Annotated in this window: 6 protein-coding genes; 4 read left to right on the top strand and 2 right to left on the bottom strand. The window is 69.3% G+C overall.

All coding sequences use genetic code 11. The features are described from left to right. Window positions 1–3: 3 nt before the first annotated feature. Window positions 4–3030, top strand: a complete 3027-nt coding sequence (locus OXG83_04090; GenBank protein MCY3964199.1) for a VWA domain-containing protein — start codon at window positions 4–6, stop codon at window positions 3028–3030. A gap of 9 nt (window positions 3031–3039) precedes the next feature. After that, on the top strand, window positions 3040–6069 hold the full coding sequence (locus OXG83_04085) for a VWA domain-containing protein (protein ID MCY3964198.1): 3030 nt from the start codon (window positions 3040–3042) through the stop codon (window positions 6067–6069). A gap of 16 nt (window positions 6070–6085) precedes the next feature. On the opposite strand, the gene OXG83_04080 is transcribed toward OXG83_04085, so the two are convergent. Together OXG83_04080 and OXG83_04075 are read right to left on the bottom strand one after the other, a co-directional pair. Further along, entirely contained in the window at window positions 6086–6946 is an 861-nt protein-coding gene (locus tag OXG83_04080; protein MCY3964197.1) for a fumarylacetoacetate hydrolase family protein, read from the bottom strand. A 3-nt stretch (window positions 6947–6949) separates the two neighbouring features. After that, window positions 6950–8917 carry a pyrroloquinoline quinone-dependent dehydrogenase gene (locus OXG83_04075; protein MCY3964196.1) on the bottom strand — a complete coding sequence of 656 codons (1968 nt, stop codon included), beginning with the start codon at window positions 8915–8917 and terminating at the stop codon, window positions 6950–6952. Window positions 8918–9111: 194 nt separating this feature from the next. On the opposite strand from OXG83_04075, the gene OXG83_04070 reads away from it, so the two are divergent. Both OXG83_04070 and OXG83_04065 read left to right on the top strand, forming a co-directional pair. Continuing rightward, the gene (locus tag OXG83_04070; protein ID MCY3964195.1) at window positions 9112–10554 is read left to right on the top strand and encodes a M20/M25/M40 family metallo-hydrolase; all 1443 of its coding nucleotides are present in this window, start codon (window positions 9112–9114) and stop codon (window positions 10552–10554) included. Window positions 10555–10560: 6 nt separating this feature from the next. After that, window positions 10561–12135 carry a carboxylesterase family protein gene (locus OXG83_04065; protein ID MCY3964194.1) on the top strand — a complete coding sequence of 525 codons (1575 nt, stop codon included), beginning with the start codon at window positions 10561–10563 and terminating at the stop codon, window positions 12133–12135.

Genomic DNA, 12135 nt, shown 5'->3' with positions numbered 1-12135 from the left:
GGCGTGTCACTTCGCTCGCTCCGGTCGGTCCTGACGGGGCTCCTGCTGGCATTGGCGGCGGGGGCTGTCCTGGGCCAGCGAACCGTCGTCACGTTCGAAGCGGACGGGGCCTCGGCGAGCGACCTGGACGGGCAGCTCGAGCTCCGGATCGACGGCACGGAAGTCGAAGTCGAACGGATCGCCAGGGCCGAAGACGGTTGGCGGACCCTGGTCTACATCGACTTCGCTCTGACGACGCCGGGCTCGGTTCATCAACTCGCGAACGCACTGCTCGACCGCCTCGATGTCCTGCTAGAACTGGGCAGCCTGGAGATCGTGGTCGCCGACCCGGCGGCCCGGACGATTCTCCCGCCGACGCGGGATCTCGAGCTGGCCGCGGCCGCGCTGAGCCGCCTGGTGGTCAGCGAGGAGGCCGCGAGCGCGCTGGTGGAGAGGCGACGCCTCTTCGACAGCGAACGGCAGATCGAGATCTCGAGGGCACGGCGTAGCCAGGCCGGCCCCGGGGACGAACGGGTCGCCGAGCTGGACGCCCTGCTCCGGCAGATGGCAACCGACGCGATGCGCGAGGAAGCGGCGATGCGGGCGGCTCAGATCGACGAACTGGTCGCGTTCCTGGCCGAGCGTGAAGATCTCCGGCGCGCAACGATGCAAGCCCAAGAGTCGGACCCGGACGACAACATCGAACCAGGCGAAGGGCAGGGCGCGCGAGGACACCTGGTTCTGCTCGCAGACGGTCTGGCCACCGATCCGCTGAGCTACTACTTGAACCTTGTGCCGACGGCGGGTTCGCTCGCGGTGGAGGCGGCCACCATGCCGAATCTCAGGCCCTTGGCCCGAACCGCGGCCGCCTTCGGCTGGACCGCGGCGCCGGTCGCCTTCGCGCCCGGAGAGGGCGACGACGGAGTCAACATCCGTTCGAACGAGGTGACGGTCGGTTTCACCCTCCGCTTCAACCGGCCCCGCTCCGGGGGGCAACAGACCGTGGAAGAGGAACTCGGGCTCTTCCTCCAGCCGTCGGAATGGAGCGCAGTCGCTGATGCCACCGGCGGCGAGGTTCTCTCGAACGGCGCGGAGATCGCCGACTGGATCGAGCGGCTTCCTCGCCGTTTCGAGGCGACGTTCCAGCTTCCGGACCGCGCCACCGCTGCCGGTGCCCTCGAACTGCTATCGGGAGATGAAGTTCAGGACCTCCGGGCGCCGACCGTGGTGGCGGGCGCGGGTTCGCCGGAAGACGTCGCCGAGGTGCGGCTGCGGCGCGCCTTCGAGGGCGATCTCGACAGCGAGTTCGAGGGCGGTGGCGGAAGCGGCGTCGAAGTCGTCGCCTCGATCCAGATCGAGTCCACGTCGCCCGGGCGGACGGTCGGACGGCTGACCAGCACGATCGTGCCACCGGTCGGCACTCCACGAGGTGAAGCCGCATCGTGGCGGGTCAGCACCGGACTCCACCGCGAAGACGGAAGCGTGGTCACGAGTCACGGTCCGCCATTCGCACAGCCCGGCGATGAACACCTGTCCTTCGAGCGGCCGCTCCAACTCCCGCCGGGTACCGACTCCGCGATCGTGCTGGCCGAGAACCTCGCCACGGGACGCTGGGGCTACACCCTGGTCGACTTCGTCGACCTGGAGGACCCGAGGACCGACGCCGAGTCCCGCACGCTCGCGCGAGCGATCAACGTCAGACGCGAGGATCCGAACGACCGGCGCGGTCGGGTGGCCTTCGTGGCCGAAGTGCAGGAAGCCTTCGCCGACCGCGTGGAGCGCGTCGTCTTCTACTACAACGGCCGGCGCGTGGCGGCCCGCAACAGGGCGCCGTACCGGGCGCGGATCGACCTTGGGCGTGGCGACCGCCTCGGCCGGGTCGAGGCCGTGGCCTTCGATGCCGAGGACCTCGAACTCGACCGGCACGAACTGCTCGTCAACCAGCCCCCGCACGCGTTCTGGGTGAGCATCACCGAACCGGAGGGCGGTCCCCAGGCCGGTCCGGTCGATGTCGCCGCCGAAGTCAAGGTTCCGCGCGGCGGCCGCCTCGCCGAGATGCGCTTCTTTGTCAAGGACCGGCTGGCGGCAACGGCCACCGAGGAACCGTTCCGCCGGGAGGTCCTGGTGCCCGTCGGGGATCCGGAGACCTTCCTGCGGGTCGAGGCCCAGTTGGTGGACGGCCGCATCGCGGAGGACGTCGTCTTCCTCAACCGCCCCGGCCTCTCGGCTCGCATCGGTGTCGAGCTCGTACAGCTCTATGTCGTCGCAACGGATCGTTCCGGACAACCGGTGCGGGATCTGGAAGCCGCCGAGTTCTCGATCTTCGAGGACGACCGCGCCCAGGAACTCGAGTCGTTCCGGGTCGCCTTCGACCTTCCCCTGACGCTCGGCCTGGCAATCGACACGTCGAGCAGCCTGTTCCTGCGCATGCCCGACGTCAAGCGCGCCGCAACCGCGTTCCTCGACTCGCTCGAGGCCAGCCGGGACCGCGCGTTCCTGGTCGGTTTCGGCACCGAACCGCGGCTGATCCGCGCCGCCACGTACAACCTGAACGCGGTGCGCGGCGGCATCGGATCACTGCGTCCGCGAGGTCGCACCGCTGTCTGGGGCGCCCTCTCCCTCGCGCTGGACCAGTTGGAGGGACTTCGAGGGCGTAAGGCTCTGGTCGTTTTCTACGACGGCGACGACGAGGACTCCGACGCCGCCTTCAGACAGAGCCTGGAGCAGGCGCGCCGCGCCCGGGTACCGGTCTACCTCGTGCTGATGAACGACGAGGCCGCGCGTACCGACGGCCGCAGCTTCAGTACCCGGACCTTCGTCAGCAAACTGGAACGGATGGCGAGGGCCGGCGGTGGCCGCGTCTACTACGTGCGTCACGACCAGGACCTCGCGCCGATCTTCGACTCCATCAGCCGCGAGCTGCGCAGCCACTACCTGCTCACCTACTACCCGCAGGAAGAGCCGGGCGGACCCAACTGGCGTCAGGTCAGCGTGGAACTCGCCCGAGGTGGCGTGGTGGCGAGAACCATCGAGGGCCGCGAGGTGCGGTAGGCTGCCTGTATGCGGTCGCGTTCGTCGCGCATCACGCCTTGGCGGGCCGCGCTCGCTGCGGTGACCGTCGCCGGGTTGATCCAGGTGCCGCCGACCGCGGCGCAGATCCTGAGTCGGCAGTCCCAGATCGTCTTCCAGGTTCCAAGTCAGCCCGATCTTCGCCTGAGCGCCGGGGCCGTCGAGGTCGTCGAAAACGGAGCGCCCCGCAAGGTGCTGGCCGTCGAGCCCGTAGCCGGCCGCTGGCGGATCCTCGTGTACTTCGACATGCCCGGCTCCACGCCGGAAGGCGTGGAGGCGGCCGCAGAGGCAATCGGCCAGGCCGCCGACCAGTTGGTTGCTCTCGGCGACGTCGAGATCGTCACCGCCGACCGGCTCCCCGAGACCGTGCTGGATCCCACGGACGACCCGGAAGTGATCCGGCAGACCACGGACCAACTGGCGCTGCAGGCCGGACGGGCGGGACGGCTCTTCAGACTCCGGGCTCGAGCCGACTCGGTCAGGGCTTCGGCTGACACCGCCGTGGCGTCGAGACTGGCGGCCGATCTCTTCGAGAGCTTCCAACTGGAGCTGGATGTACTCGCCTGGCAACGCGAAAGTCTGCTCGAAGCCGTCCTTGGCGGGACATCCACGTCCCGTTCGCCTCGAGTTCTCTTCCTGGTCCAGGATGCCGTGGACCTGGACCTGGGCGCCTTCGCCCGCCGCGTCCTGGACGAGCCGACCACGACCGTCGATTCCAGGTCCCGCGGCGAACAGCGGCGGCAGCGCAGCCTGACCCGGACGATCGCGGCACTGGGCTGGCGCGTCTATCCGCTGCTGGTCGCTCCACCGGACGAACGCGTCGACGGCCTCCTGCCCGGCCGTCAGGCGCAACAGGCCCTCTTCGCTCAAGCGAGTGCGGGCGAAGTCGTGACCGATCGGGACGGACTGACCGCGGCCATCGAACGCCTCACCCCTTCATGGCGGGTGCGGTACGAGTCGACGGGCATGCCCGACGGGGCGCCCCACCCAGTCGACGTCCGGATCTCGCCCTCGGGCGTTCGCGGCCCCCCCAGCGAGGTCGCGGCCCGCCGCTGGGCCACCGTCGCCGCGCCATCCGACCTGGTTGCGCTGCGCGCCGCGCAAGCCCTGGACATCGTGGCGAGCGACAACGAGAACCCGGTCCCCCCGGGCAGCGACGAACTCGCCGTTCGCAGCGTGCTCCTGCCACAGGACATCGAGACGCTGGCGGCCGGCACGCCCTCCGAGCTGGTCACGGTGGACGGTCTCGTGACCTTCGCCGCCGGGGCGCCGAAGACGAGCGAGGCGCTCCGCGTCACCCTGCACGGACGCGGGCTGGACGCTCCGCCCCTGCTCCTGCATCGGCTGGGAGCAGGCGCCGACCTGATCGGTGGCGCCTGGAGGTTCCGGACCCTGATCGACCTGCCGATCGCCATCGACGAACTCGTCCTGATCGTGGAGGATCTGAGGACCGACCGTTGGCGCGTCGCGTTCCTCGAGGCGGCCTCTCAACCCCTCGACGCACGCAGCGACACCGAGCTGCTGACCTCGGACGGCACCGGCGGTTCTCGCCAGCGGACCGAGGCCGAGATCATCGCCGACGCCCGAGCCGGCGAGCATGTGTTCGGGCGCACGAACGACGCCGACGCGACGCGCTCCGTCCATGGCGAGGAATCCGAGCCCGCGCGGACCCTGATTCGCCTCCTGCCTCCCCGCGGCCAGCGCTCGGGCCTCAGCGGGCGCAGGACCTTCGACATCGTGACCAGGAGCGACGCCGTCCGCCGGGTCGAGTTCTACCTCGACGGTGAACTCGTCTCCGACGACAAGCGCCGCCCGTTCTCCGCGACGATCGACCTGGGCGAGGAACTGACCGAGCACGTCATCCAGGCCATCGCCTACAGCCGATCCGATGCGCCGCTGGGCCGGGACGAACTGCCGATCAACCGCTCGCGGGCCGAAACCCGGATCGCCTTCAAGACCGTCACCGCCGGGCCGGACGACAGTTTCGATGTCGAAGCCGACGTCCGGCTCGACGAGGACGAACGACTCGACCGGATCGAGTTCTACCGGAACGAACGACTCGCCGCGACGCTCAACCGGCCGCCCTGGCGTACCCGGCTGCCGGGCCCCGCCCAACCCGGCGCAGACTTCGCCCGCCTCGCCGTCTACCTCGAGGACGGCAGCGTCGTCGAAGAGGTCCGGTTCCTCTCCGCCGACGATCTGGTGGCGGAAACGCTAGTCAACCTCGTAGAGGTCTACGCAGTGATCAACGACGAGGAAGGCAACCCCATCACCAGCCTTTCGCAAGAGGACTTCGTGCTGCGAGCCGGGCGGCGCGAGATTCCGATCGAGCGCTTCGCGGTCGCCGAAGACGTTCCCCTGGTGCTCGGCCTGGCGGTCGATACGTCGGGGAGCATGATGACGATCATGCCCGACGTTCGCCGCGCCGCGGCGCAGTTCCTGGGCAGCGTCCTGACCAGGATCGACCAGGCCTTCGTCGTCGACTTCGACAGCCGGCCGCGCATGATCGCCAGTCTGACGCACGATGTCGTCCAGCTCATCGAGAACCTGGACCAACTCCAGGCGGACGGCCTCACGGCCCTGTACGACGCGATGCAGTTCGGCCTTGTCGAACTCGCCCGCGATCAGGGACGCCGCGCTCTGGTCATTCTCACCGACGGCGACGACTACGGCAGCCAGAGCGGCTACCGGAAGACGTTGCGCACCGCGGAGAACTCGGGCGTCCCGATCTACGTCCTCTCGATGGCGAACACCGGCCCCCTCGGCCGCGGACTGCGCAAGCCCGACCTGGAGGGGATCGCCAAGGCGAGCGGCGGTCGGGTGTACTACGTCGCCAACATGCAGAGCCTGCTCGAGGCCTACGACCACATCAGCCGGGAACTGCAGAGCCAGTACATGCTCGGCTACTCCACCGGCGCGCCCCTGACGCAGAAGGAAGTCCAGTCGCTCAAGGTCGAGCTACGGGCCGGCAAGGGCAAGAAGCGCGAGATCCGGATGACGGTCGGCCGCGGGCGCAGCTAGGCCAGCAGCCGAGCACCTACGGCTCCGGGACGACCGGGTTCTCCAGCGCTCCGAGACCATCGATCTCGATCCGAACGACGTCGCCCGGCACCAGGAACTTCGGCGGCCGGTAGCCCAGGCCGACGCCGGCGGGCGTGCCGGTGCTGACCACGTCGCCAGGCTCAAGGGTGCACATCGTGGAGATCGTCTCGACCAGCTTCGGACAGTCGAAGACGAGCTCCCGGGTGTTCGAGTCCTGCCTCAACTCGCCGTTGACCCAGGTGCGGATGCCGAGCGAGTGAGGGTCGTCGACCTCGTCGGCCGTCACGAGAAAGGGACCCATCGGACCGTGGGTGTCCCAGCCCTTGCCGAGGATCATCGTCGGCGAGCGCCGCTGCCAGTCGCGGACCGACACGTCGTTGACGATCGTGTAGCCAGCGATCACGGAGCCGGCGTCGGCCGCTGCCACGCCGCGGCAACGGCGGCCGACGACGAAGGCGAACTCGCCCTCGTAGTCGACCGCGGAGGACGCCCGCGGACTGTGGATGTCCCCTCCCGGCCGGTTGACACACGTGACCTGCTTGTTGAAGACCGTCGGGAACTCGGGAAGCTGCTGTCCGGTCTCCGCCGCGTGGTCGGCGTAGTTCAGGCCGATGGCGAAGAACTTGCGGGGCCGCGGCACCGGGGCGAGCAGCGTCTGTTCGGCCAGCGGCACGCGGCCGGCCCCCGAGTCGACCGCGCGTCGCGCCGCCTCCAGCGCCTGCTCGCCGGCGGCCAGAAACCGACACATGCCGCGAGGCAGGTCCGACGCGGCGACGCCAAGGTCGACAACGGTGTCCTGGTCAGCCAGCACGCCGATCGCGGCCTGACCGTTCCGCAGCAGGGACAGGAGCTTCATCGGTCAGCCCTCCTGGTTTGCCTTCGGCAAGGCCAGGGAGATGATCTCGGCCCGGTCCCCGCCGCCGACCGCCAGGGCGATGTACTGCCGCCCGGCGATCTCGTACGACATCGGCGTACCACCCGGCGCCAGGTCGAGCTCGATCTCCTGGATCACGTCGCCCGTCTTCTTGTCGTGCGCCCGCAGCACGGAACCGCCCTCGCCGCCCGGACCGCCCATGATCCCGCCGCCACCCTGGGCCTGAAACAGGAGCGTCTTGGTCAGCAGAGGACCTGCCGCCGGCGGGGCACCCAGAGGCCCCGGATCCTCACCGGTGATCCTCTCGATCGGCGCCCGCGGTCCGTCGCCGAGCGGCTTCATCCAGGCGTGCTCGCCGGTGTTGAGATCGATCGCCGTCATCCGTCCGTAAGGAGGCCGGGTCAGAGGGAGGCCCATCGGTCCCGGCAGGAAGATGCTCTCGAGGCCACTCATTCCATTGATGTACCGGAAGTTCGAGCGGGCGCCGTCCGGCTCCGTCAGTTTGGCCACCATCGGCATGGTGAACGACGGGATGTAGATCATCGACGTTTCCGGATCGACCGCCGCGCCGGACCAGTTCGCGCCGCCGCCCCAACCCGGCAGCAGGATGGTTCCCTGGAGCGACGGCGGTGTGAAGAGCGGACCGTACACCCACCTGTCGCGGATCTTCTTCGCCGCTTCGTGGAGCTCGGGCGTGAACGAGATCAGCATGTCGTCGCTCGCGAGCCCCTGGTGCTCGTACGCCGCCGGCTTGGTCGGGAACGGCTGGGTCGGCGACGTGCGCTCGCCCGGGACATCGGTCTGCGGGACCTCCCGTTCCTCGATCGGCCAGACCGCTTCTCCGGTCCTGCGGTCGAAGACGTAGATGAAGCCCTGCTTCGTGATCTGGGCGACCGCCTTGATCTCCCTGCCATCAACCGTGATGTCGACAAGGTTTGGCGCCGCCGGCACGTCGTAGTCCCACAGGCCGTGGTGGACGAACTGGAAGTGCCACACCTTCTCGCCGGTGTCCGCGTCGAGGCAGATCAGGCTCTCGGCGTAGAGGTTGTCGCCCAGGCGATGGCCACCGTACCAATCGTTCGTCGGCGTCCCGGTCGGCAAGTAGACGGTGCCCAGTTCCGGGTCGGCGCTCATCAGCGACCAGACATTCGTGTTGCCGCTGTAGGTCCACGAATCGTTTTCCCACGTCTCGACACCCACCTCGTCGCCCTGGGGAATCGTGTGGAAGATCCACTTCTGCTCGCCGGTGCGGACATCGAAGCCGCGCACGTGGCCGGGCGGCATCTCCTTGCGCGTTGGGCCATCGAAGATGGAAGAGCCGACGATCACCGTGTCGCCGATGATCATGGGCGCGGAGATGACCGAGTAGATGCGCCGCTGCACCGGCCGGCCCAGACCCTGAGTGAGATCGACCTTGCCTTCGACGCCGAAGTCGCCGACCGGCTCGCCGGTGTGGGCGTCGATCGCCCACAGCCAGGCCTGGTTCGTCGGCATGAAAATCCGCGCCTGCTCTCCATCCGTCCAGTAGCCGACGCCACGGTGGTTGTAGCCCAGGTTCGTGGGCCTCCCCACTCGCCAGTCCTCCGTGTCGAAGACCCACTTCGACTCGCCGGTGGCTCCGTCGATCGCGGCTACCTGGCCGTGCGAGGTCGACACGTAGAGCACGCCGCCAACCATCAGGGGCGTCACCTTGTACTGAAACGGCGTCACCCGTGGGTTCGCGGCCACTTCGGCGTTGTCCGGCGACTCCCAGCGCCAGACCATCTCGAGATCGGCGACGTTGTCCCGGTCGATCTGGTCGAGCGCGGTGTACTTCGTGCTGCCGAAGTCGCCGCCGTAGGACGGCCAATCGCCGGCACCGACGCCGTACTGGCCCCAGGCCGCTGCCGAAGCGAGGGCCAGCCACGCCGACATCAGCACGGACGCCGCGAGTCTTCGTTGTGAACTGGTCAAGGGCCTCTCCTTCGGTCCTTCCGTCTTCGGTCGTTACGCAGCCGCGCGATCATACCGGCGACCAGACACAGAAGCCGCCCGTCGGACACGTCTCTTCTTCCTTCTGTACGGGGACGGACGCCGCGAGTTCACCCCGCTTGCCATATGCTTGCTCTTCACCGACCGACCGTTCGGACGCTTCAACCACCAACCCGATGCGCACCGCCACCGTGATCGTTCCGGCGATGGCTGCACTCCTGGCTCTGGCGCCGGCGCCGGTCGTGGGTCAGGACGGTTCCAGCGATCCGCGGCTGCCGGAGGCCTCGCGGCGGCTACAGCAGTACCTCCGCATCGACACGACGAACCCGCCGGGCAACGAAAGCGAAGCGGTCGCGTTCTTCGCGGACATCTTCGAGCGCGAGGGGATCGCCTATGAGACCGTGGAGCCCGAGCCGGGCCGCGGCAGCATCTGGGCGCGGCTCGAAGGGGGCTCCGCCCCGGGCATCATCCTGCTCCACCACATCGACGTCGTGCCCGCCGACCCGCGGTTCTGGAAGCACGATCCGCTGTCAGGAACCTACGAGAACGGCTACCTCAACGGCCGTGGCGCCCTGGACACGAAGGGCCTGGGCATCATGCACCTGGAGGCGTTTCTGGCCCTCGCCCGCTCGGGGGCGCCCCTCGGACGCGACGTCATCTTCCTGGCCACGGCGGACGAGGAGGCGGGCGGGCGGCTCGGCGCCGGCTGGATCGTGCGCAACCGCCCGGACCTGCTGGAAGGGGTCGGTCTCGTGCTCAACGAGGGCGGCAGCGGACGGCTCCTGGGCAACCGCGTGGTGTTCAGCGTCGAGGTGACGCAGAAGGTGCCGATGTGGCTGCGGCTGAACGCGGTCGGACCCGCCGGCCACGGATCGAGCCCCTCGACCCGCAGCGCGGTGACCGACCTGATCGAAGCGCTCGAACGCCTCCGCCAGGACCCGTTCGCCCCCCGCATCGTGCCCGCGGTTGGCGACTTCTTCCGGGACCTGGCCGAACTCGAGTCCGCGGCAGCCGAACTCGCCGATCCGGAGGGCCTGATCGCGGAACCCGATCGCCTTGCCGCGCTGCACCGGACGAACCCGATGCTCCACGCTCTCACCCGCAACACCTGCGCCGTCACCCGGCTCGAGGGCTCGAGCAAGATCAACGTCGTCGCCCCCGCCGCGACCGCGGAGCTGGACTGCCGGCTGCTTCCCGACCAGGAGCCGCGCGCCTTCATCCGCGAACTCAGGAAGCGACTCGACCAGCCGTCCATCTCGATCGAAGTCCTGATGTCCTTCAAGGCGGCCGTCTCCTCGACCGACACGGATCTCTACCGCGCCATCGAAGCCGTCACCGCCCGCCGCTTCCCCGGCTCCACCGTCCTGCCGGCGGTCACCGCCGGCTTCACCGACAGCCACTTCTTCCGCGACCTCGGGATCGTCGCCTACGGCTTCTCGCCGGCCGTCATTCCGGGGTCGGATCAGGGCGGCGTGCACGGCAACAACGAGCGGATCTCCGTGCACAACGTCGAGCGCGGATGGCAGACGATGCTCGACCTGCTGCGGACGATCGCCGTCGAGCCAGGCCACGGGCCCACTTCGGCCGGCGTAACCCCGACCGCCGGCGGTCAGGACTGAACCACCATGAAGACCCGATCCACCCCCTTCCTCCCCCTCGTCTTCCCTCTCCTCCTCGCCTGCGCCGCCGAACCGTCCGACCCCTTCCTGGTCCAGACCGACGCCGGCCCCGTCCAGGGCTTCGCCCCCGAAGGCAGCGACGACATCGCCGCCTGTCTCGGCATCCCCTTCGCGCAGGCCCCCGAGGGCCACATGCGCTGGCGTCCACCCGCGGCCGTCGAGCCCTGGACCGACCCCCTCCAGGCAAGCGACTATGGCTCCATCTGCCCGCAGAGCCGCGCCCAGCTCCCGCAGAGCGAGGACTGCCTGTACCTGAACGTGTGGACACCAACCGAACGGGCCGGCGACGAACCGCTCCCGGTGATGGTCTGGATCCACGGCGGTGGCTTCCGCGCCGGCAACGGCCGGCTCGGCGAAGCTCCAGCGACCGGCCGCGGCGCCGGCCTGGCAAGCCGTGGCGTCGTCGTCGTCAGCATCCAGTACCGCCTGGGCGCCCTCGGCTTCTTCGCCCACCCCGCCCTGGCCAGGGTGGCCGTGATCCCCGGCGAATCAGAAGGCGACCACGGGGTGCTCGACATGATGGCCGCCCTCGACTGGGTGCAGCGGAACGCCGCCGCCTTCGGCGGCGATCCCGACCGCGTGACGATCTTCGGCGTCTCGGCCGGCGGGATGGCCGTGAACACCCTGATGAGCACGCCCGCGGCGGCCGGCCTGTTCCACCGTGCGATCGCCCAGAGCGGCTACGGCACCTGGCGGCTGCCCCACCTCAGCGAGGCGCGCTGGGGGCTGCCTTCCGCCCTCGAGCAGGGAGCAGCCCTGATCGCCGACGCCTTCGATCTCGGAGACGAGCCTTCGGCCGCCGACCTTCGCGCGCTTCCGTACGAGGAACTCATCAACCTCGGCACCGGCTTCTGGGTGCCGATCACGGGCACCGTACTCCCGGACGAGCCCGGCATCGTGTTCGCCAGGGGCGAGCAGCACGACGTGCCCTACATCACCGGCGGCAACAGCTTCGAGGGGACGATCTTCCGCGCCTTCGCCATGACCCCGGGCGACTACTTGGCCACCTTCGGCGAGCGCGAAGGGCAGGCCCGCTCCCTCTACGGCGCGGACGGCGAGACCGAAGCCGACGCCGAACGGATCGCCGCCGCCACCCTGTTCGGCGACCAGCGCTACGTCATCTCCGCCCGCTACCTCGCGGAACAGATGAAGACCGTCTCCTCGCCGGCCCGCACCTACTACTTCCAGTTCGTCCCCGAGGCGCAGCGGGAGACGTTCCCCGGCGCTCCCCACGGTTCCGAAGTGTCCTACGTCTTCGGCGACCCGGGCGACCCGGACTCCGAGCGCTATCCGGGCGCGGACGGCGCCGCCCTCGGCGATGCGATGGCCGGCTACTGGACCCGCTTTGCCGCCACCGGCGACCCGAACGGCGATGGCGCCCCGGAGTGGCCGGAGTACGACGCGGACAATGACACCTGGATGGTCCTGGACGCTCCGGAGCCCAAAGCAACGCCGGGCGTGATCAAGGACAGACTCGACCTGCTGGAGGCCGTGTACCTGGAGCGGGTCGGCGGGGAATAG

The sequence above is a fragment of the Acidobacteriota bacterium genome (genome assembly GCA_026707545.1).
Lineage (GTDB): Bacteria > Acidobacteriota > Thermoanaerobaculia > Multivoradales > Multivoraceae > Multivorans.
This window is presented reverse-complemented; position numbering and strand designations above follow the sequence as displayed.

Coding starts and splice junctions, on each gene's coding strand:
- OXG83_04070 (MCY3964195.1), top strand. CDS start 9,112: ATGCGCACCGCCACCGTGATCGTTCCGGCGATGGCTGCACTCCTGGCT.
- OXG83_04085 (MCY3964198.1), top strand. CDS start 3,040: ATGCGGTCGCGTTCGTCGCGCATCACGCCTTGGCGGGCCGCGCTCGCT.
- OXG83_04080 (MCY3964197.1), bottom strand. CDS start 6,946: ATGAAGCTCCTGTCCCTGCTGCGGAACGGTCAGGCCGCGATCGGCGTG.
- OXG83_04065 (MCY3964194.1), top strand. CDS start 10,561: ATGAAGACCCGATCCACCCCCTTCCTCCCCCTCGTCTTCCCTCTCCTC.